Consider the following 20,890-nt stretch of genomic DNA (forward strand, 5'->3'; position numbering starts at 1 on the left):
GGCGGCGAGCCCGCCGCTTGCCGCCGACGGCTGCGCCCTTCCTCTCGTCACCTGGTGACCGTGCGATGGCGCGCCGCGGCGGCGGGACGGTGTACGGGGGTATCGGCGCCCTCGTACGGTGGTGAACCGGTGACCGGCGGCGCGCCGGGGTCGCAGTACAGGTCATGTCTGGTCGGCGTTCGGGTGGGGGTGAAGGACGAACCAGACGACGCAGCGGGGGCGGTCCTCGATGTAGCCCCATTGGTCGGCGATGGCGCGGACGAGACGCACGCCCCGGCCCGACTCCGCCAACTCTCCCCACTCCGCCGGCGCGGCCGCGTCGACGGAAACGCGGCGGCAGGTGCACGGCAGCGTCTCCGCCCCTTCCGATACCACCTCCACCTGCAGCCGCTGGTCCTCCTCACCGAGCAGGACGACCCCGATCACGGTGGACCGGGTGTGCACGACGGCGTTGGTGAACGTCTCCGACAGCAGCAGGAGAGCGTCGTCGCGGCGCGGATGACCCTCCAGCACCTTCGCCGCCCACTTCCGCGCTTCGGGGACCGAGCCCTCGGCGGCACTGAACGCCGCCCTCTCGAGCAGGCGTACGACGGGAGCGGCGCCGAAGGCGTCCTCGCACATGGGCATTCGCTGGTCCTTCACGAAAGAGGCCGGGTCGATCGCGAGCCGCGTTCCGGCAGCGGCCCAGCGAAAGCCAAGCTCTTTCGCGTGGCCGTCGGCAGCTCACCGACGCCGCTCAGATGGCCTCGCTCCCGTCCTCGTTCCCTCACCATCGTGTCGTCCCCGGCCTCGACCCCTCACTGCCGTCTGGTGGCCGCCCCCCATCTCCCTCGCAGACTTCGGAGACTTCGGAGTCCTTGCGATGTCCACGCGGTCGGCCCGCCAGACGCATCTCGCCGTCGTGCCCTTCGGCGCTGGACTGCCGCACCACCGGGGTTGTCCGGATGACGCTGGAGGCGCTCCTCAGGCATGATCACGAGCGCGATCACGGCCATGCTGAGGACGAGGAGCACGGCCGTCACCATCGGGCCTGAAAGCCACGTGACCGCCCCGGTACGTCGGACCTGTCCTAGATCGCTCAGCACCCGGCCGAGCCACCACAGCGATCCCGCCGTCAGAGACGCCGACAGCAGAGCCCAGCAGGCGACGAAGCGGTCGGGCTCGCTCGCCACCACCAGGACGAGCAGGAAGGACACCACCAGCAGGGACAGGACGGTCTCGGCGGCCGGAGTCACCGCCGATCCGGCGGAGGAGCCCGCCAGGTCCCACAGGGACAGGTAGGTGATGATTTCTTCACCGTACTCGCGGTGATGCCGAAGACCCACCCACGGCAGTGCGCTCGCGAAGATGAGCAGCACCGAGACCATGCCGCCGCGTACCGCGTGTCCCAGCCTGCGGCGGATCTCCAGCGACCATGGTGAGCCCGTGAGCCTCTGTCCTGCGGACGCCGTCATCCGGCGCGCGGTGTCTCGCTCGTCGGCACTGTCGACGAGAGTGAGCAGGCCGAGTCCGAGTATCAGAGCCAGCGTTTCGACGAGCGCGGCGGCCACGCCGGGTGCGGTGCCGCCGGGGGCGGCGTCACCGAGCGCCTGGTGCAGCCACATGGTGTTCAGAAAGCTGAGCGCGTCCGCGAGCAGCGCTCCGAGCACCATCGGACGCGCGGGATGGAAAGCGGCCAGGAGGGTGAGCGCGAGAGCCAGCGACAGCATGCCGAGCGCGCCTCCGCCATACGCGCTCACGGAACCGACAACGGACCCTGGCAACTCCCACAGGGTCAGCCCCTCGCCCGTCGACCAGGGATGGGTACGAGGCAGCCACGGCACGGTGCTCGTGACAAGCAGGCCGAGGGACAGGCCGGCACACCACACCGAATACCGGATGCGCTGGACGGCCGCGAAAGGCTCGACGGGAGCCGGTGAGCTGGACATGCGAATCAGACCGCACCTTCGAGTTGGATCGGGTCGGGAGAATCTCGCCGGGGACGCTATGAGGCTCGTCCGATCGGCGGCGTCGCTCTCCCGCGTCGCGAACGGGCACCGACCGGTCACCGATGTGGCATGCCTGTGCCTCGACCGCCGTGACACCGAAAACGGCTGGCCTTCACCCGCGACGCCACTTAAAGTCGCGAAGTGATTACCGAACGTTGACCATATGGTTCGTGAAGGCGGTGTTCCGGATGCCCGGCCGGCAGACGTTGTTGAGAGTGTTGCTGTCCAAGCGTCACCAGGAGACGCATCGGGCGTTCTGCCTGGAGTACGAGAAGGTGGCGCGGGGCATCGACCGTCGCCTCATCGGTTCGGCCCCGAGCCGCGAGGCGTTCGGCCGCTGGCTCAAGGGCCACCTCAAGACCAAGCCGCAGGCCGACCACTGCCGGGTGCTGGAACGGATGTTTCCCGGCCACACCGTTGCGGAACTGCTCGCGCCGTACGACCCTGAAGGGAAAGGCTCCGGCGTCGCACCAACGCGCCCCGACCCCCGGGAGGCGGCCACGAACCGGCGAGAAGTCTTCCACCTAGGCGCCACCACCATGGCCCTCGGCCTCACCGAGACCCTCTCCCGAACCCCCGACCTCTTCGAGCAGGTTCTCGATGCCAGCAGCGTGAGCGAGGCACGGGTGCTCTACCTGGAGAACGAGGCGGATCGGCTTGGACGGAATGTCCCGCCTCCCACCGTGCTGCCAGAGGCGCTGCTCCATCTGGCGAGTGTGAGAGAACTGCTGACGCAGAGGCATCCCGCTGCAGCGCAACGCAGGCTGACCAGGGTGGGCGCCAAGCTGGCCATTGTGGTGGGCGAAATCATGTTCTGCGCCAACCACTTCCCGCTCGCCCGCAGGTGGTACACGACCGCGACCAGGGCGGCGGACGAGGCCGGCGATCGTTACCTCGCCGATCTCGCCCTCTCCAGCACCTCGCTCATACCGACGTATGCGGCAGATCCCCATGCGACTCTTGCCATGGTCGTGCCCCGGCTGGAACACAGCGTCACCGCCACGCCGGCCATCGCCTGGATGTGGGGCCTCGCCGCCCTCGCCCACGCCTCGCTCGGCGACAGGCCTGCGTTCGAACGCGCCATCAACCGATCCGGGTACACGCTGGACCGTTGCGCGGACGACCTGCTCCAGCCGGGAGTGCTGTCCTTCCAGCGAGAGCGGCAACTCTTCTACGAGGCACGAGGGCGGGCCGACCTGGGGGACCTGGGCGGCACGGCCGAGGCGATGACCCGAGCACTGGCGCGCTACGAGGCCAAGGACTCCAACGATCCAGCTCTCGTCCGGCTCGCCTACGCCTGTGCACTCGCCAAGGCGGGCGAGATCGAAGAAGCGTGCCACTTCGCCACGGCGGCCGTCCGGGACGCGCACACCGGACCGAGCATCACCGTGGTTGTCAGGGCCCACGATTTCGACGATCTTCTCGCGGACTCGGGTTCGGCGACGGCCGACTGGCGAGAAGCTCTCTCCGGTCTTCGAGCACCGGACCCGACATCACTGGTGTCCTAGGCTGCGTGATCGCTCACGGGGAGCCCTCGAGGGAGACGGCGGGGGTGAATACTGCTATGACCAGCCGCTCATGCTCGCCGCCGTCGACCGCGAGACCTTGCTCGGCGTGGATCGCAACTCAGCCTCCAGTTCGGCCAGGATGTGGTGAACGGCCGTCTTCAAACGCGCCCGCCGCCCGTTCAACTCCTCCCCGAACGCCCGAGCCGTAGGCCCGACCCACACCGCATGCCCCCCGAACATGGCACACCCAGGATCCAGGGCAGTCTCCAGTACACGCACATGAGCCCGCACGGCAGCCAGAGCCGCCTCCAGGTCCCGACGCCGGGGATTCGGTACCAAATCGTCGTCGATGGCCAACTCCGGACTCCTACGGCGATGAAAGTCACAGCGAGGATATGGATACTAGGTGGCGTTGCAGCTCTGACTGAGATTATGTGGAGGATCAACATCCCGCCAGCTCTGGAGGACAAGATGATGCACGGCCTGCCAAGTCGCGGAACGTTGCGGGCCAGGGGAGCCGTGCTCATACTACTTGTCCTGCTGGCTCTAGCTGCCTGTACAGCCGAAAAGGGGCCTACTGTGACGCAAGCCGGCCAAACCTTGAAGACGCACATTCTGCAGGCGCTCAAAGAGCGGCAGGCTCAAAACGTAAATATAACCGACCCTGGAGGCAGGAATATATCCTGTGCCCAAGGTAAAGCTAAGCAGACATTCGCGGCGACGGGTAATGATCTTCCGGAGCGTAGGCCGGAGACGCTGCGATCGATGCTGTTGGGAACGGTGGAGCGAATAGCTCCTTATGAGATAGATGATGCTGAGAGCTTCGACAAGCCCATCCGCGTTTCCAGCGATTCGCTAAGAGTGACCCTAGTGCTCGACTCTCCATCAAGCGGGGTCTACGCTATTAGTGGAGAAACGGAATGCTTGGCGCTATCTTAGTTATTGGCACGCTTGGCCGTTCGCGCCTTCGCGAAGCTCTTGTGTCCGTCGAATTGTGTAGCCAGGTCATCTGCCAACTTTCCCAGGCTTCGCCTGTCCCCGTTGCGCCCATTCTCCATTAGCCACTCATCGAAGTCGTCTAAACCCTCGTCTCCGGAATTTAAGATGTCGGTAAATGGGCATAGTCTCCCGGCTTCATCCGCGATCGCAGTTCCGGGGTGCCGCTGTCGATAATCGTGGAGTGAGACTTTGGGGCGAATTCCTGAGTCGACCAGTAACTGTGCGATCGCATGTCGTCGTCCTAGAGTCTCTAATTCGTCAGCGCTGCGGATCCTGTCGGCTTCCTTTGGTCTATCGTTCTTGTAGGTGTCGAGGGCCGACCACTCGGCACCTAGTAGAGTCCACAACGTAGCACCTGTCATGCCGTATGGAACAAAGATCCCGGCTACTCCCAGTATGGTCCCGGAAGCCATGCTGAAATTTTTGCTTGCTGCTTCTTCGGCGTCGTCCGCTACCTTGGCCAGCTTCTCCGCAGTGGCTAGTTGGACCCCATTAACATCGCCTAGCGCGGCGAAAATATCTTCTAGTCGAGTAAGGTTGTGGCTTTTCAGCATGTTTGCCACTTCCGATCTGATTAGTCGCTGCGCCAAGTTTCCCATGCCCTCCCGGAATGGCATCTGATTTTCGGTGCTATTGGTGAAAGTCTTGATGAACCGATAGGTGTCCTTTGGGCTCAGTCGGAACACTGGATTCAATCCCGGGATCTGGGACGCAATACGACCGAAAGTGGTCGGTAGAGTCCGGTTATCGTCTCGAAGGGAAGCTCCCTCGGTTATCTCTGTAGCGTAGGATCCGGCAATTTCCGCTAGATGTATTCGCGTTGCCTCGCCGAGTTTAAGGTCGTCGACGGTCGTCATCAGGGTGAACGCGAATGTCGCCGCATCGTCGCTGTGTGTGCCATCTTTTTCGTCGTAGGCGCCGGAGGCGGCGGCGAGCATGCGGCCGAAGGCATCTGCCTCGATGTCGGTGGCGTACGGTCCGCTCGTGCGGTCGCTCATGCCCTTGAGCCACTTCTTGAGCGCTGACTGGTCAGCGCTGTCGCCCAAAGCCGTCTTGATCGCCAAGCGGGCGGCGGCGGAGTTGTTTCCGAGAGCGTATAGATAACCGGGCTGTACTTCGCGCGGTGTCGCCAGTCCTCGCGCTGCCACCACCTGCGCCAGCCACTCGGCAGGGAAGGCTCCCGCTGCCAGGATGAGGCTGGCGCCGAATGTGTCCCTCGGGTCGAGGTTCGGACTCCGGAGAGCGTTACTGATCTGCGTCATTCCAGGGAAGCGAGAGCCGGACGAGACCGCGGTTGCGAAAGCTTGGCTTACTGTGCGAATGAGTTCGTCGTCGGGGCGTGGTGGCGCGAGCGTGGCTTCGCCGGGGTCGCCGAGGTGTTCGCGGAGGACGACGGGGAGTTGCAGGGTGTCGTGTACGCCCAGGGCTGCGAAGAAGGCGGCGGTGTAGGCGGGGTCGTGGACGTGCTGGGCGAGCGTGTCGAGGACCTTTTGGTAGTCCGCTTGACGGTCAAGGTTGACGAGGCCCTCGCCCGCCTTTTTGTATTGGGCGGCGAGCTCCCGCCCTAGGCGTTGGGCGTCTGCGGTCGGGAGAGCGGACTTCTCCTCGTAGGGGATGAGGTGCGTCGCCTGGGGGGACCAGTTGGGAAGCTGTGCGGTGTTTCTTGCGGTCTGCACTCGGCGGCGAAGGTCGGGGAGGTGGGTGTCTATCCAGTGTTCTACTTCGGCTATGGGGGTGAGGGAGGTGGCGGGGAGGTCGTTGGCGGCGAATACGCGGCGGATGGCTTCGGTGTGTTCGGCGATGGTGCCTCGGGCGTGGTCGATCTCGGTGATGAAGCCGGCCATCCGGTCGGGGTCGATGCCGGTGAAATCGGGTGACAAGGGGCCGGTTCCGGGCACGGGTCCTGTTTCCTGTGTCACGATCTCGGCCTTTCGACGCCCCGGCAACCTCCGTAACCAACGTAACGCAGCCGGATGTCACGGATGCGTGATCGGCGGGAACCGTTCACATGTCAGGCCGGGGCGCACAGTGGGTCAGGCCGAAGCGCGCGGTGGGTCAGGCAGGGGCGCTCGTGGATCGGGCAGGGTCTTGCGAGTCGGGGGAGGTGCTCGTGGGTTGGGGGAGGTGCGTGGTGGCTCAGGGCGGGGGGTTCGGCGAGTTGGAGCGGGAGTTTGGGGTGGCTTGCGGGGAGCAGAAGGGTCTGGTTGCGTAGCGCGGTGTGGAGAAGCTCGTCGGGAGGTAGGGGCGTGGCGCACTACAGCAGGGTTTCCAAAGTCGTGATCGACGTCTCCGAGGACGTCCACGACGCCGAGCTGAGGTTCTGGGAGGGCGCGGCGGGGGTGACGATGCATGCATTCGAGTCCGAGCCCGCGTATCACGGAGCGGATCTGCCGGGGCAGGATGCCTGGCTGCTGATCCAGCGCCTGGGGGAGGGGCCGAGCCGGGTGCATCTGGACGTCCACACCGACGACCTGGAGGCGGAGGTCGCGCGGCTGGAGAAGCTCGGAGCGCGGCGGGTCCGCCAGGTCGACGGCAGATGGTGGATCATGGAGGATCCGGCCGGTCTGCCGTTCTGTGTCATCCCCGACGAGCGGACGGACTTCCACGAGGGCAATGCCCGGCGCTGGGACTGACCCCTTTCGTTCGTTCGAGGTGGGACCGCGCCCTTCATCGTTCGTTCCTGGTTTCTCCGGGACTTCTCGTGCCGGGGCCGCGGCGCCCCGGTTTCAGCGGGGGAGGCGGCCGAGGGGGAGGTCGGGGAGGGCTCGGTCGCTGAGGTCGGCCATGCGGCCGGCTTGCCGGCCGGTGTGGTAGCCGCCGGCGTCGAGCGTGGTGGCGCGGGCGCGCTTGAGGCCGGGGAAGCGGCGCTGGAACTCGGCCTGGACGAGCGCCGACCGGTCGAGGAGCACGAGTTCGGCGCCGGTGCCCTTCACCTGGTCGGCTATCTCGGCGACCCGGTCGCGGAGTTTGGCCGAGACGCCGGAGCCGAAGCCGACGTAGAAGGCGCGCCGGTAGTCGGACGTCGCGCGGGCGCGCCGGTCCTTGCCCTCGACGCCCGTCAAGTCGCGGGCGGTGAAATGCCGCAGAGCGGGCCGCACCTGGTTCTCCATCTGGAGGGTGATGGACGGGAGCAGTACGCGCAGGCTGTCGAGGACGGGGTCGGGTCCGACGACGGTCATGGTGACGTGCCGCGCGCCACGGATGCCGCGCCCGTGCACACCGGTCCAGTGCTGGGCGCCTTTGCAGCCGAGCGCGTCGCAGATGAGGTGGAGCGCCCAGCAACGCTCCCGCGCGTGGCCGCCTCGGTTGGAGACCTCGAACTCGATGCCGTCGATCTTCTCGGAACGCCCGGTGGCGCCGCGCCGTACCGCGCTGGCGTCCAGCCCGTGCCGCAGCATCAGGGCGGCCGCGTGGGCGGAGGCGAGCGCCGCTTCCTCCTCGCCGGTGTTGGGATGTTCGGCAAGGTCCAGCAGCCGCCGGACCCGCTCCATGATCTTCGCTCTGGACGTCGCGTCAGTGCTGGTCAGCGGGCTCTCCTTCGGTCGTGCGCGACCGTCTCTCGTCGTCGGGCGGCATAGGGCCGTCGCCCCTGCGGGAGCCGTCGCCCTGCGGAGTCGGCGCTACTGCGAGGCTGGTCCTCCTATGGGAGCCGCGCTCCGCGGTGCCTGTGCTGGGCGATGCCGGTGCCCTGCGACGTCGCGACCCGAGCGACCCCAGCGACCCCAGCGACGGTGGCGACCCCGGCGACGTACCAACCTAATGCACGCGCTGCTGGCGGGGCGCGTGGACTCGGCCGCCGCCGGGCCGGTGCCCGCGCGCCACGCGCCGGGTGGCAAGTCGTCCCGGTCGTGATCACCGATGGAGCGACCTCGCTCCGATTTGTCGGCGTAAATCCCCAATTGGTCACGCGGGCATCGCCGGATGGTCGTGGCTGTATCCCACAATCGTCATCGCTTGTCCTGTTTTATCGGCTTGCGAGCACAATGCGTGATTGGCGGGGGATGTCGAGGGTAGCCGTTCGAGGGAAACGGCGATCGACAGGCGGTGGTGACACGATGGCATCCATGATGGACCGCATCAAGGAGTACCTGCGCGGCCCGAAGGGGCATGAGCACGTCGAGAAGGTCAAGACGATGGCCAGGGACCCGCAGAACCAGCGCAAACTCCGCGAACTCGTGGACCGCTGGCGTACGCGCAGGACCCACCACTAGGCAGACAAGGCTCGCGAAGCGCCCCCGCGCGGTCGCGAGCTCCTCTTCGGGCGAACCGGGACGATTCTCGGACGAGCCAGACGGTTCTCCCGGGCGGGCCCAGACCTCCTCCCGAACGGGCTGAGATGGTTCCTCCCGAACGGGTTGAGACGGTTCCCCCTCGGATGGACGGTGGCCGACGCGACGCGACCGGTCGGGACGGGTTCTCCCGGCCGGCGCGCGTAGATCGTCCCGAATGGGACGGTCCAGAGGGGTGGCGGGGGTAACCGGCGTGTTTCGGGGCGGCACCTGGGTGTCGGGACGGCGGTGTCACCTGGCAGGCTTGCCTGTGGACGAGAACACGTTCTCCTCACACCCCCGTGGAGGCTGACCTTGCAGGGACCGCTCAGCGACATCGTGGTCCTCGACCTGTCCCGGGCGCTGGCCGGGCCGCATGGAGCGCAGATGCTCGGCGACCTCGGCGCCATGGTGATCAAAGTCGAGCATCCCGACGGCGGCGACGAGTCGCGTGGCTGGGGGCCGCCCTTCGTCGGGCCCGAGGGGGACATCTCCACCTATTTCCTGGCGGCCAACCGCAACAAACGGTCCATCACCCTGGACCTGAAGTCCGAGGAGGGCGCCGCCCTGCTCACCCGGCTCGTGCGGCAGAGCGACGTCCTGGTCGAGAACTTCCGCACGGGCGTGCTGGACCGGCTCGGCTTCTCCGTGGAGCGCCTGCACGAGCTGAACCCCCGCCTGGTCATCCTGTCGATCACCGGTTTCGGCCACGACGGCCCCGAGGGCGGGCGGCCCGGGTACGACCAGATCGCGCAGGGCGAGGCGGGCCTGATGAGCCTCACCGGCCCTTCGCCCGACGAGCCGTACCGCGTGGGCTCCTCGATCGCCGACCTGCTCGCCGGCATCCACGGCGCGTACGGCGTGCTGGCGGCGCTGTACGAACGCCAGCGCACGGGCGTGGGGAAGGTCGTGCGCACCTCGCTGCTGGCCTCGGTGGTCGGCGTGCACTCCTACCACGGGACGGCGTGGACGGTCGGCGGCAAGGTGCCAGGGGCGAGCGGCAACCACCACGCCTCGATCGCGCCGTATGGGGCGTTCCGCTGCGCCGACGGGGTGATCCAGATCGCGGTCGCCAACGACGCCCAGTGGGGCAGGCTCGCCCCGCTGCTGGGCATCGACCCGGCGACACCGAAATACGCGGTCAACCGGGAGCGGCGTGCCCATCGTGACGAGCTGGTCGCCGACATGGAGGAGGCGCTGGGAGCCCACGACCGGGCGCACTGGCTCGCCGTGCTGAGCGAGGCGGGCGTCCCCGCCGGGGCGGTCCGCACGCTGGACGAGGTCTACGCCTGGAAGCAGACGCGGTCGCAGGAGCTGGTGGTCACCGTGGACCACCCGGTGCTCGGCACCATCGAGCTGCCGGGGTCGCCGCTGCGGTTCGACGGCGCGCCACGCGCCGAGCATCTGCCGCCGCCCTCGCTCGGCCAGGACGACCGGTCGGTCCGCGACTGGCTGGCCGGGCGCGAGGCGCAGGGCGCGACCGCGACCGTCGCGGGGCGACCTGAGAACGGATCGGACCCGGAACCGGGCTTGACCGGGACGGACGCGGTGCCGGGCTTGACCGGGACGGACGCGGTACCAGGCTTGACCGGGACGGACGCGGTGCCGGGCTTGACCGGGACGGACGCGGTACCAGGCTTGACCGGGACGGACGCGGTGCCGGGCTTGACCGGGACGGACGCGGTACCGAGCGGTCCGGGAGTGCCAGGGGTACCGGACGCGCCGGAGACGTCCGGGAGGCCGGTCCACCTCGCGGATGCGGACAAGCGGGAAGGGTGAGCGGTCCGGTGAGCGGCGTCGCACGCCCCGACGCGTACACGTTGATCCGTATCGTCCTGGACCCCGGGTCGTGGAAGTCGTGGGACGAGCCGACCGTGGATCCCGCGCCCCCCGGCTCGCCGTACGCCGAGGAACTGGCGGCGGCGCGGGCCCGGACGCCCTACGACGAGTCGGTGGTCACCGGGGAGGGGCTGCTGGGCGGCCGCCGCGTGGCCGTCATGGCCTGCGAGTTCTCGTTCCTGGCCGGTTCGATCGGGGTCGCCGCCGCCGAGCGGCTCGTGCGCGCGGTGGAGCGGGCGACGGCGGAGCGGCTGCCGCTGCTGGCCGCGCCGGCGTCGGGCGGCACCCGGATGCAGGAGGGCGCGCTCGCCTTCGTCCAGATGATCAAGATCAGCGCCGCGGTGTCGGCCCACCGCGCCGCTGGTTTGCCCTACATCGTGTATCTCCGCCATCCCACCACGGGCGGGGTGTTCGCCTCGTGGGGATCGCTCGGGCACGTCACCGCCGCCGAGCCGGGCGCGCTCATCGGCTTTCTCGGCCCGCGGGTGTTCGAGTCCCTGCACGGATACCCGTTCCCCGAGGGCGTGCAGGTCGCCGAGAACCTCTTCAAGCACGGCCTGGTCGACGCCGTCGTCTCGGCCGCGAGCGCCCGCGAGGTGGCGATCCGCGCCCTCGCCGTCCTGTGCTCCTCGATGGACACGCGGGACGCGGCCCCCGGCGAACAGCAGCGGAGCCTGCCCCGGCCGCCTCACCACAACGCCACCGCCACCGAGGAAGAACGCGGTGAGGCCGGACGCGGTGAGGACGGCCGTGGCGAGGACGGCCGTGGCGAGGACGGCCGTGGTGACGACGGCCGTGGCGAGGACGGCCGTGAAGAGGGCGGACATGGCGAGGGCGGGCCGGCCTGGCGGGTGGAGCCGGAGGACCGGGTCGCCGAGGTCGGCGCCTGGGAGGCGATCAGCCGCTCCCGGCGTGACGACCGTCCCGGCGTGAAGGCCCTGCTCAAGCTCGGCGCCTCGGACGTGACCCCCCTGAACGGCACCGGCGCCGGCGAGAACGATCCGGGCCTGCTGCTCGCCCTGGCCAGGTTCGGCCGGGCGCCCGCCGTGGTGCTCGGCCAGGACCGCCGGCAGAGCGCCGGCCGTCACCTCGGCCCCGCCGGGCTGCGGGTGGCCCGCCGGGGCATGCACCTGGCCTCCGAGCTGGGGCTGCCGCTCGTCACGGTGATCGACACGGCGGGGGCGGCGCTGTCCAGGACGGCCGAGGAGGGCGGCCTGGCAGCCGAGATCGCCCGCGCGCTGACCACCCTGGTGTCGCTGAACACGCCGACCGTGTGCCTGATCCTCGGGGAGGGGGCGGGCGGCGGCGCCCTGGCCCTGCTGCCGACCGACCGCGTGCTGTGCGCCCAGCACGGCTGGCTGTCGCCGCTGTCGCCCGAGGGCGCGTCGGCGATCCTGTATCGGACCATCGACTTCGCGCCCGAGATCGCCAAAGCTCAAGGGGTGCAAGCCCGCGACCTGCGGCGGGACGGCATCGTCGACCGCGTCATCCCGGAGTTCCCGGACGCGGCCTACGAGCCGCAGGCCTTCTGCGAGCGGGTCGGCGCGACGATCGAGCACGAGATCCTCGGCCTGATGGGGAGCCCGCCCGAGGACCGCCTGGCGACCCGCCTGGCCCGCTACCGCTACCTCGGCACCCCCACCTGACCGCCCGCCTCCCTCACCCGCTGTCCGGGCCCGGTCGTCTGGCCGTCACCGCGCTCCCCGGGCCGATCGTCGGCCCGTCGGCGCGGTGAACGGCGCCACTGGCGGCCGCTGTTCACCGCGCCGGTGTGGACAGTGGGACACCGGTCCACAGAGGCGGATGGGGAGGCACCTTCTCCCGCCAGATCTCCTTGCCGCGGGCGTCGAAGCCGACGATCGTGTACCCCCCGGTGTAGAGGTCGCTCTCGCGCCCGCTGGGGGCGGAGAACAGGGCGAGACCGCGTCTCCAGGGGTCGCGGGCCGTGGCGGCCCAGATCGGGGCGCCCGTCCCGGCGGTCAGTTCGACCTTGGCCGTCCCCGCGGTGGCCAGGCCGAACCACCGGCCGTGCCCGAAGTGCCAGGAGATGATCCTCGCGGGCGCGCCCGCCGTCGCGCCGGTCCACAGGATCTCCGTCGCGGCGACCACGACCCCGTCGCGCAGCCAGGTGAACGTCCCGTCCTTGTGCAGCTGCGCGGTGAGCCCGCCGGGCAGGTCGACAGGGGGCGTCACGGGGGCCGCGCTCGTCGGGGAGAGCAGGAACGGATCGGGCGTCGTGCGGCCGAGGACCTCGCCGTCGGCGTCGCTGAACTCGAAGGCGCGCACCCGTGCCCGCGCCGGGTAGGTCACCGCCCACACGGCCGCGGGGGCGCCCTTCGGCCGGTAGATCACGCCGGGCAGCCGGGTCCCGTCCGCGGCGATGGCCGACACCTTCCTCACCTTGGAGCGGGCGACGCCGTAGGAGATCACCGTCTCCCCGCGCGACCAGTCGTCCGCCGTGCCGCCGACGTACCAGGCGTACTGGCCGGCGTGGCGGGGGTCGGCGTCCACAGGGCAGCCCGCGTACGTCCTACCGTGCAGAGCTGACTGCATGGCCCAGCAGAGGACGTCGTATCTTGGCGCATCGGACGGCACCGGCTGGTCGAGGCCCTGCTGTTGCGGCTTCCTGCTGAACCAGAGGCGCAGGTACCGGCCGTCGGCGGGGTTGACCAGGATCACCGGGTCGCCGACGGGAGGACTTTGCCGTGACTCGAGGTCGAAGGCGTCCTCGTGCCCCTTGGACGGGACCGCGGTGGTGGTCGCGCGGGTGGTGGTGTGGTCGGACCCGGTGCCTGAGAGCACCAGCGGCACGCCGGCGGCCAGCGCGGCCACCGACAGCGAAGCGGCCGCCAGCGCGGCGAACCTTCTGCGCCGGGCCGTACGCAGGCGCCGCTGGACGCCGATCCACGCGTGCGGACTGGTCTGGTAGGTCGAGGCACGGGCGCGCAGGGCCTCGCGGAGGTCGTCGTCAATCATCGTTGCTCTCCCTGAGGGCACGACCGAGGGCCGCGATGGCACGGCTGGTGTGGCTCTTGACCGAGCCGGGGGACACGCCCATGGCATCGGCGATCTCGCGTTCGGACAGGTCGAGCCAGTACCGCAGGACCAGGGCCTCGCGCTGGCGGCGCGGCAGCCGGTCCACGGCGGCGAGCAGGTCGCGGTGGCGTTCGGCGGTCAGGTACGCCTCTTCGCCGTCTCCCTGGGCGGGCGGAGGCTCGAGCCTGCGCAGGCGTACCAGCCGGAGATGGCGTATCCGGTTGCGGGTGAGGTTGCAGACGATCGCGCGGAGGTACGGCACCACCGCCGCGTCATCGCGCAGGCGCGCCAGCCGCGGGTGCAGGCGCGCGAAGGCCTCCTGCGCGATGTCCTCGGGATCGTCGGCGCCGAGCAGGCCCGCCAGCCGCACCATCGCCGGATAGTGCGCGGCGAAGATCTCGGCGAATGACGGCCTGCCCGGCGACAGCACGGGCGTTTCTGTCACACTCCAGAGACACTCAAGCCCTGGGCCGGTTGACAGGGGATCGGGACGCGCTCGACGCGGATGGAGTGGACCTCCTCGTGCGGCACGACCACCTCGTAGGCTCCGTGGTCGACCATCCAGTAGCCCAGCGCCTCGGCCTTGAGCCCGCTGTGACCGGTGTAGGCGATGTGCAGGCCGTCGTCGTCCTCGTCCAGCACCACGCACGGCTCGCCGCCGAACGCGCCGACCGTGCGCAGCAGCACCAGCCACTGCAGGTCCTCGCGCCGGACCTGCCGCCGCCAGTACGCGCCGGCGCGCTCGAAGCCCTCGCGCGGCTCCTCGCTGAACAGGATCACGTCGTCGGGGCCGGGGCCGAGGGCGGCCGCGTAGGTCTGGTCGTGCTGGTGGGCGATGAAGCCGAGACCGACGGGTTCGATGTCGGTCATGCGGCCGGCCGCCAGGTCAGGCCGTCGTAGTCGGCGAAGCGCCGCTCGCCGCGGGTGGTCAGGTGACGGATCTCGGCCCCCGCAGGGATGGGCATGGGCGGGGTGTGGAACTGGGGGACCACGTGCTGGCGGGAGGTGGTGAACCCGTTGCCCGCGAAGGGTGGCGAATCGTTCCAATCTCCGCCCATGTGCGGCCCGTAGGGGACGTCGTAGGTGTCGGTGTCGCGTACCAGCCACCGCAGGATGTACAGCTCGGGGACCGAGGGTTCGAGCTCGGACCCCTCGAAGGTCAGGTCGAGCGCGGACACGAGCTGCTCGGGGGAGGTCAGCCGCGAGCAGTCTTGGACGCGGTAGACGTAGCCCGAGATGATCGTGCGCTGGCCCGCGAGGTAGGGCACCAGCAGCCGAGGTGGAATGACCTTTTGCATCTGGGTGCTTGGTGCGGGCTCGCTCACATCCCGCATTTTACGATCTGCCGACCTCGGCGTTCCGCACGGAGCGATAAATATCTGGGCGCCGGTGGGAAAGACAGGGCAGCGTGGCCCGCACCCGGTCGGTCTCGGCCGGGTCGATCTCGACGACCTGGACGGCGCCGCGGGGCCCCAGATCGGCGCGGACCACGCCCATAGGGTCGACGAGCATGCTGCGGCCCACGCCGAAGGCGTCCCTGGCCTCCGGGTCGGGGGCCTGGCCGACGGCGATCGTCCACATGGTGTTCTCGATGGCCCGCGCCCTGACCAGGGTCGCCCAGTGCTCCTCCTTCATCGGGCCCGCGCTCCAGGCGGCGATGACGACGAACGCGTCGGCGCCCTGGTCGACCAGGGCGCGCGCCAGCTCGGGGAAGCGCACGTCGTAGCAGGTGATCAGGCCGAGGCGCAGACCCTCCAGCTCCACGACCACCGGCGTCTCGCCGGGGGCGACCAGGTCGGACTCGCGGGCGCCGAAGGAGTCGAACAGGTGGATCTTGCGGTAGGTGGCCAGCAGCCGCCCGCACCGGTCGAGCGCGACGGCCGTGTTGTGCACGCGCCCGTCGCCGTCGGGGTCCCCGGACTCGAACGTGCCGAGGACGACCGCGATCTCGTGGGCCCGCGCGGCGTCGGCCACGGCGGTCACGAACGGGCCGTCGACCGGCTCGGCGGACTCGGCGATCTCTTTGCCGAACCGGGTCAGCATCGCCTCGGGGAACACCGCGAGCGTCGCGCCGCGCGAGGCGGCCCGGCCGAGAGCGTCGCGGACGCGTTCGAGGTTGGTCTTGGGGTCGGCGGACACCGGAAGCTGGCACAGGGCGATGCGGGTCACCCCACAAGCCTAAAGGTCCGGACCCCCGGCTGCCGAGGAGCGCGGGCGGCGGTTGGGGAGCGGCTCCCACCAGGTGACGCACCGCCACGCCCACTCCAGCGGCCCGTACCTGTACCGGGCGGTCCACCAGCGGGCGAAGGCCACCAGCGCCAGGACGGCGACCGCGGACACCACGAGCACGCCCGCGCGGCTGCCGTCCCGGGTGAGCAGCGGGAGCGCCGCCAAAGTGATCAGCGTGCCGGCCACGTACGCGGTGAGCGCGATGCGGCCGAGCGGCTCCAGCGCGGCCGTGAGCCAGGGCAGGCGCCCGGCGGCCAGCAGTGACCCGGTGCAGTACGCCGTGGCCGCGGCCAGACCGGCCAGCGGGTAGACGCTCACGGTGAAGGGGAAACGGAACGTCGCGGGGTGCGCCCAGAGGTACAGCCACGCCCCGGTGAGCGCGACGGCCAGCGGCGCGCTCACCAGGAAGGCCGTGCGCAGCGCGCGGCGTCCGGGGGCGTACGCGATCACGGCCATGCCCAGCAGGAACAGTCCAGGGATCAGCCACACGCCGCCCGCGTGGAACAGGACCGCCCACGACGTGGCGGCGATCCCGGCGGTGAGCACCGCCCACCTGGGCAGGTAGGAGGCCGGCAGCAGGATGAGCGCGCCGGTCAGGGCGTAGGGGAGCAGCACTTCGCCCGGGCTGAGCGTCCGGTGGAGCAGCCCGAGGACGGCGAGCGCCGACAGCCGGCGGAGCAGCACGAGCCGGGGGTGGGACGTCCGGCGGGCGGCCGAGCGCAGGAACAGGACGAAACTGACGCCGAACAGCAACGAGAAGATCGGGAAGAAGCGGCTCTGCAGGAGGTTCTCGACCAGCCAGTCCGTGGGCGTGGTAGTGGTCCTGTGGACGGCGTCGGAGGTGTGCTGCCAGGTGTTGACCAGCGTGATCCCGCAGACGGCGAGGCCGCGCAGCACGTCCAGCTCCCGGATCCGGGCGGGGGCCGGTTCCCGGCGCTCCTCGGCATAGCGGACAAACCTGGCGACCACCTCAGCAGGCTAACGCCGCTACGTCACCCGCGTCTTTCGGTGTGTGTGGATTTTCCGCCTGACATTACTTATTTCGGTATTTGTCCGCCTTTGACGGCGAAGCGGTGGGGTCTGGGGGTCGTGAAGTGATTGGCCGGTGGCCGGTGGTCGATTCGGGCGATTCGGGCGATTCGGTTCGCGAACGCCTCCAGTGGGTGGGGGCGGAGGGTTCGGTGCGGGGAAGGGCGGCTGGGTAGGCTTGCCGGCGTGAACGAGCCATTGGTCGCCCGCATGCGCGAGTTCGGCACGACGATCTTCTCGGAGATGACGGCGCTCGCCGTGCGCACCGGGTCGATCAACCTGGGACAAGGCTTCCCCGACACCGACGGCCCCGCCTCCATGCTCGAACACGCCGTGACGGCGATCAGGGGAGGGCTGAACCAGTACCCTCCCGGCCCCGGGATGCCCGAGTTGCGGCAGGCCGTCGCCGAGCACCGCAAGCAGCACTACGGCCTGCTGTACGAGCCGGACGGCGAGATCCTGGTCACCGTCGGCGCCACCGAGGCGCTCGCGGCGTCGGTCCTCGCGCTGTGCGAGGCGGGTGACGAGGTCATCCTGTTCGAGCCGTACTACGACTCCTACGCCGCGGCCGTCGCGCTCTCCGGCGCGGTACGCCGGACGGTGGCCCTGCGCCCTGCGGGGGACAGGTTCACCTTCGACCCCGACGAACTGCGCGCGGCCGTGGGCCCGCGCACCCGGGCGATCCTCGTCAACTCCCCGCACAACCCCACCGGCACCGTCTTCACCCGCGACGAGCTGGCGCTGGTCGCCGCCGTCTGCCAGGAGCACGACCTCATCGCGATCACAGACGAGGTCTACGAGCACCTGACCTTCGACGGCGTGGAACACGTGCCGATGGCCACGCTCCCGGGCATGCGCGAGCGCACCGTCATGATCTCCTCGGCCGGCAAGACGTTCTCGGCGACGGGGTGGAAGATCGGCTGGGTGTGCGGTCCCCCGGAGCTGGTCGCGGCCGTCCAGTCGGTCAAGCAGTTCCTCACCTTCACCTCCGGCGCTCCGTGGCAGGTCGCGGTCGCCCACGCCCTGCGCGAAGAGCTCGGCTGGGTCGCCGGGGCGCGCGACGCGCTCGCCGCCAAGCGCGACCGGCTCATGGCGGGGCTGTCGGCGGCGGGCTTCGGCGTCTACCGGCCGGCAGGGACGTACTTCGTGCAGACCGACATCCGGCCGCTCGGCTTCACCGACGGGGCCGAGCTGGCCAGGCGGCTGCCCGAGCTGGCGGGCGTCGTCGCCGTCCCGACCCAGGTGTTCTACGACCACCCCGAGCTCGGCAGGCAATTCCTGCGCTTCGCCTTCTGCAAGAAGGACGAGATCATCGACGAGGCCGTCATGCGGCTGGCCCGCCTGGGACGGGCCGAGTAAAAAGCACTGACACCCGGTGTAAATGGTCATACACTCACCGTGTCCAAGCGTGACGCCGACACCGGATGCGTACCGTGGAGGTATTGGCCATGACGCTCAGCCTCAGTGAGGAGCAGACCGAGGCCCTGCGCCGGCGCGCGGAGAAGGAGGGGCGCAGCCTCCAGCAGGTCGTGCAGTCGGCCGTCGAGGAGTACATCGCCCGGCACGACGCCGACGAGGAGGTCCGCCGCCTGGGCCTCGCGGCGGCGAGCCGCTGGCGTTCGGTCCTCGACCGGCTCGCCGAATGACCGGCCACACCCCACCGGCGCGCGGGTGACGCGCTACCTGACCATGGAGCAGGTGGTGGATCTGGCACGGGTGACGCTCGGTGCTCCGCCTCGCCTGCGTGACATCGGGCTGCTCGACTCGGCCGTGCACCGGCCGCAGGCGTCCATGTTCGGCCACGAGGCCTACTCGCACGTGCTGGTCAAGGCGGCGGCACTGCTGCACTCGCTGGCCGTCCACCATCCCTTCGAGCGTGGCGCGCGGCAGGTGGCCTGGGTCTGCACCGTGGTGTTCCTCGCCTGCAACGGCGTCGAGGTGGACAGCGATGACGACGCGGTCCACGACCTGGTCACCTCCGTGGCCTCCGGCGCGTTCACCGAGGTGGACGAGATCGCCCAGGTCCTGTGGGGGTTCGCCGTACCGGTGTGAGCCGCGGCGCGCTCCAAGGTCGAGGGCTCACGGGAGCGGCCTGGTCAGCCTCGCCGGCGACCGGTGATCTTGCTCAGCGCGTACGCCACGTTGACCGCGGCGATGAGCGCGAACATCAGGAGAAGGGCGGGGCCGGGCGACGGGACGCGGGCCACGATCGCGGTCAGCGGGATCGACATGGCCAGCGACCCCAGGCCGAGGGACATCTGTGCCCAGTCGGGCCCCTGACGCCTGGCCGGGGCCGAGGCGAGCCGCGCGTCGATCACCGCGTTGACGCGGTCGACGAGCGACTCGGCGAGCTCGAGTTCGTACTGTGGGCCGAGCTCGCGGCGGGCGGCCATGGCGGCGGCGACTTCGTCGCGCTCGAATCTCTGGGACTCCACGGCCCGATTCTGCCTTGTACGTCGGGCTCGTGGTGAAATCCGGCACAACGAATGCGCGGCATTCGCGTACGAGACTCGCGACCCCGATCCCGCCGGCGGTTCGACAAGATCCGGTCCCGCTCCGCGAGCAGGCGGGTGGTCCGAGGGTCGCTGCCCACCCAGGTCGTTCACCACGGACAGAGGCGAAGGAACACAAGACCCTCGGAACGCGTGAGGTCCGGGAGCGGAAGCGGCACCAGGGAAGAGCGGGCGCCGCGGCCCCCGGATGTTCGCCCCCGGTGCCCCGGATCGAATCGGTGCCTCGCTGTCAGGCGACCGGTCGCCCCCACCGGGAGGCGCTCACCTCCATCCTCGCTGACAGCCGAGGTACGGCCGTCCTCGCTGTCAGCCGAGGTCGGCGATGGCGGCCACGGGGCCGCCGCCCGAAGGGCCCTGGTGGACGGCGGCGACGGACACGAAGACGGCCGGGTCGCCGGTGACACTGGCCGCGACGCCGCCGACGGTGGCCTTGATCTGCCGGTGCCAGTGCACGTCGGAGTCGTCGAGCATGATGTTCCTGCGTCCGCGCACCCGGCCACTGGGGTCGGCCTCGCACTTCATGAACACGTTGACGAGCCGGTCGCCGAGGTCGCTCGGGTGCGGCCGGTCGGGCAGGTCGATGCCGCTGCCACGGATCGCCTCCCAGATCCCGTCGGCGTCGAGCGCGTCCTTCATCACGCTGTGCCCGATGCGGTAGCGCCCGCCGATCCCGCGCACGTTGCCGACGACGACGATCTGGGCGCGGTCGAGTTCGACGCCGGAGGAGCACGAGGCGACGCTGGAGTACAGCGAGAGGTCCTTGTGGATCTGCCCGGCCTTGGGCATCTCGATCTCGCCGAGGGCGACGGCGATGCCGAGGGCGGTCGTGGAGTTGGAGATGTCCATGGAGGGGCCGGTGTCCTCGATCACGACCTCCTGGCCGCGCGACTTGGCCTCGGTGATCGTGGCGAGGGTGAGCAGCGGGGTCTTGGTCTGCACGTAGTGGACGTCGGCCGGATCCTCGATGCCCGCGATCTTCATGGCCTCGCGCACGCCGGCGGCGACCTTCTCCACCATCGCCGGGCGGCCGATGTCCTCGGGGAGGATGACCTCGCTCATGGCCACGCCGACGGAGACGCGCGGCTCGTCCGACGGCTCCACCGTGGACGGGTCGATCGACGCGAAGATCGTGGCGTGCGGGCTGAGCACCCCGTCGGTGCCGCCGGACCACACCAGGGGCACCTGCGCGACCTCCTCCGGAGTCCGGGTGCCCTTGGCGATCAGCACCTCGCGGAACGCGCGGTCGGCCAGGATGCGGGTGTAGTCGTTGACGCCGCCGTTCCCCTCGGTCTTGCCGATCACGGCGAGCACCCGGTCGGCGTCGATCACCCCGTCGTCGATGAGCCTCTCCAGCCCGGAGGCATCGGTGACGCTCTCGATGGCGACCTTGCGCACCTCGATCGGATCCGGCATATCTCCTACCCTTCGGTCGTTCGCTCCGCTACGTCGGTCCATCTTCCCCACCGGCCGCGGCGTCGACC

20 protein-coding genes and 1 pseudogene are annotated in these 20,890 nt (G+C 69.8%); 9 read left to right on the forward strand and 12 right to left on the reverse strand.

Going from position 1 to position 20,890, the window contains the following annotated elements; genetic code table 11:
* Positions 1-162: 162 nt before the first annotated feature.
* Entirely contained in the window at positions 163-627 is a 465-nt protein-coding gene (locus ACFQSB_RS04560) for an ATP-binding protein (RefSeq protein ID WP_380824394.1), read from the reverse strand.
* A 170-nt stretch (positions 628-797) separates the two neighbouring features.
* The gene (locus tag ACFQSB_RS04565; protein ID WP_380824395.1) at positions 798-1,928 is read right to left on the reverse strand and encodes a hypothetical protein; all 1,131 of its coding nucleotides are present in this window, start codon (positions 1,926-1,928) and stop codon (positions 798-800) included.
* 230 nt (positions 1,929-2,158) lie between these two features.
* On the opposite strand from ACFQSB_RS04565, the gene ACFQSB_RS04570 reads away from it, so the two are divergent.
* Both ACFQSB_RS04570 and ACFQSB_RS04575 read left to right on the forward strand, forming a co-directional pair.
* Positions 2,159-3,496, forward strand: a complete 1,338-nt coding sequence (locus tag ACFQSB_RS04570) for a hypothetical protein (RefSeq protein ID WP_380824397.1) — start codon at positions 2,159-2,161, stop codon at positions 3,494-3,496.
* Between the two features lie 279 nt (positions 3,497-3,775).
* The gene (locus ACFQSB_RS04575) at positions 3,776-4,435 is read left to right on the forward strand and encodes a hypothetical protein (RefSeq protein ID WP_380824398.1); all 660 of its coding nucleotides are present in this window, start codon (positions 3,776-3,778) and stop codon (positions 4,433-4,435) included.
* On the opposite strand, the gene ACFQSB_RS04580 is transcribed toward ACFQSB_RS04575, so the two are convergent.
* Positions 4,432-6,414 (reverse strand): hypothetical protein, encoded by a 1,983-nt coding sequence (locus tag ACFQSB_RS04580; RefSeq protein WP_380824400.1) that lies wholly within the window; start codon positions 6,412-6,414, stop codon positions 4,432-4,434. The two genes, ACFQSB_RS04575 and ACFQSB_RS04580, sit on opposite strands and share 4 nt — an antisense overlap.
* Before the next feature lie 327 nt (positions 6,415-6,741).
* Between ACFQSB_RS04580 and ACFQSB_RS04585 the strand changes: the two genes are divergently transcribed.
* Positions 6,742-7,128: a VOC family protein gene (locus ACFQSB_RS04585; protein WP_380824401.1), complete on the forward strand. Its 387-nt coding sequence runs from the start codon at positions 6,742-6,744 to the stop codon at positions 7,126-7,128.
* 93 nt (positions 7,129-7,221) lie between these two features.
* On the opposite strand, the gene ACFQSB_RS04590 is transcribed toward ACFQSB_RS04585, so the two are convergent.
* Complete coding sequence (locus ACFQSB_RS04590) at positions 7,222-7,986, reverse strand: DUF2786 domain-containing protein (protein ID WP_380824402.1); 765 nt, start codon at positions 7,984-7,986, stop codon at positions 7,222-7,224.
* Positions 7,987-8,550: 564 nt separating this feature from the next.
* Between ACFQSB_RS04590 and ACFQSB_RS04595 the strand changes: the two genes are divergently transcribed.
* The 3 genes and pseudogenes from ACFQSB_RS04595 to ACFQSB_RS04605 all read left to right on the forward strand — a co-directional run bounded on the left by ACFQSB_RS04595 (position 8,551) and on the right by ACFQSB_RS04605 (position 12,248).
* Positions 8,551-8,706, forward strand: coding sequence for a hypothetical protein (locus ACFQSB_RS04595; protein ID WP_354839138.1), 156 nt, complete (start codon positions 8,551-8,553; stop codon positions 8,704-8,706).
* Between the two features lie 372 nt (positions 8,707-9,078).
* A pseudogene (locus ACFQSB_RS04600) lies at positions 9,079-10,236 on the forward strand (CaiB/BaiF CoA transferase family protein); the annotation flags it as partial.
* 314 nt (positions 10,237-10,550) lie between these two features.
* On the forward strand, positions 10,551-12,248 hold the full coding sequence (locus ACFQSB_RS04605) for a carboxyl transferase domain-containing protein (protein ID WP_380824404.1): 1,698 nt from the start codon (positions 10,551-10,553) through the stop codon (positions 12,246-12,248).
* Positions 12,249-12,360: 112 nt separating this feature from the next.
* Here the strand turns inward: ACFQSB_RS04605 and ACFQSB_RS04610 are convergent, their stop codons facing one another.
* Genes ACFQSB_RS04610 through ACFQSB_RS04635 form a run of 6 tightly spaced genes read right to left on the reverse strand, consistent with a single transcriptional unit; the run spans position 12,361 to position 16,836 of the window.
* On the reverse strand, positions 12,361-13,578 hold the full coding sequence (locus ACFQSB_RS04610; protein WP_380824405.1) for a hypothetical protein: 1,218 nt from the start codon (positions 13,576-13,578) through the stop codon (positions 12,361-12,363).
* A complete protein-coding gene (locus tag ACFQSB_RS04615) occupies positions 13,571-14,083 on the reverse strand; it encodes a SigE family RNA polymerase sigma factor (protein WP_380824406.1) in 513 nt (170 codons plus the stop codon). Before ACFQSB_RS04615 ends, ACFQSB_RS04610 begins: the two co-directional genes overlap by 8 nt.
* Complete coding sequence (locus tag ACFQSB_RS04620) at positions 14,080-14,508, reverse strand: hypothetical protein (RefSeq protein ID WP_354839150.1); 429 nt, start codon at positions 14,506-14,508, stop codon at positions 14,080-14,082. Before ACFQSB_RS04620 ends, ACFQSB_RS04615 begins: the two co-directional genes overlap by 4 nt.
* A complete protein-coding gene (locus tag ACFQSB_RS04625) occupies positions 14,505-14,963 on the reverse strand; it encodes a hypothetical protein (protein WP_354839153.1) in 459 nt (152 codons plus the stop codon). The genes ACFQSB_RS04620 and ACFQSB_RS04625 overlap by 4 nt, the downstream gene beginning before the upstream one ends.
* 10 nt (positions 14,964-14,973) lie before the next feature.
* Complete coding sequence (locus tag ACFQSB_RS04630; RefSeq protein WP_380824408.1) at positions 14,974-15,807, reverse strand: carbon-nitrogen hydrolase family protein; 834 nt, start codon at positions 15,805-15,807, stop codon at positions 14,974-14,976.
* 9 nt (positions 15,808-15,816) lie between these two features.
* Complete coding sequence (locus ACFQSB_RS04635; protein WP_380824409.1) at positions 15,817-16,836, reverse strand: DUF418 domain-containing protein; 1,020 nt, start codon at positions 16,834-16,836, stop codon at positions 15,817-15,819.
* Between the two features lie 246 nt (positions 16,837-17,082).
* Here ACFQSB_RS04635 and ACFQSB_RS04640 point away from each other — a divergent pair, with 246 nt between their 5' ends.
* From ACFQSB_RS04640 to ACFQSB_RS04650, 3 genes are all read left to right on the forward strand, one after another.
* Positions 17,083-18,255 (forward strand): pyridoxal phosphate-dependent aminotransferase, encoded by a 1,173-nt coding sequence (locus tag ACFQSB_RS04640; protein WP_380824411.1) that lies wholly within the window; start codon positions 17,083-17,085, stop codon positions 18,253-18,255.
* 89 nt (positions 18,256-18,344) lie between these two features.
* Positions 18,345-18,542: a ribbon-helix-helix protein, CopG family gene (locus ACFQSB_RS04645; RefSeq protein WP_354839165.1), complete on the forward strand. Its 198-nt coding sequence runs from the start codon at positions 18,345-18,347 to the stop codon at positions 18,540-18,542.
* Positions 18,543-18,567: 25 nt separating this feature from the next.
* Positions 18,568-18,948 carry a type II toxin-antitoxin system death-on-curing family toxin gene (locus tag ACFQSB_RS04650; protein WP_354925156.1) on the forward strand — a complete coding sequence of 127 codons (381 nt, stop codon included), beginning with the start codon at positions 18,568-18,570 and terminating at the stop codon, positions 18,946-18,948.
* Between the two features lie 44 nt (positions 18,949-18,992).
* Here the strand turns inward: ACFQSB_RS04650 and ACFQSB_RS04655 are convergent, their stop codons facing one another.
* Complete coding sequence (locus ACFQSB_RS04655) at positions 18,993-19,331, reverse strand: hypothetical protein (protein WP_380824412.1); 339 nt, start codon at positions 19,329-19,331, stop codon at positions 18,993-18,995.
* 384 nt (positions 19,332-19,715) lie between these two features.
* Complete coding sequence (gene bar, locus ACFQSB_RS04660) at positions 19,716-20,822, reverse strand: barbiturase (RefSeq protein WP_380824414.1); 1,107 nt, start codon at positions 20,820-20,822, stop codon at positions 19,716-19,718.
* Between the last annotated feature and the right edge of the window lie 68 nt (positions 20,823-20,890).

The sequence above is a fragment of the Sphaerisporangium rhizosphaerae genome, from assembly GCF_042665155.1.
GTDB lineage: Bacteria > Actinomycetota > Actinomycetes > Streptosporangiales > Streptosporangiaceae > Sphaerisporangium > Sphaerisporangium rhizosphaerae.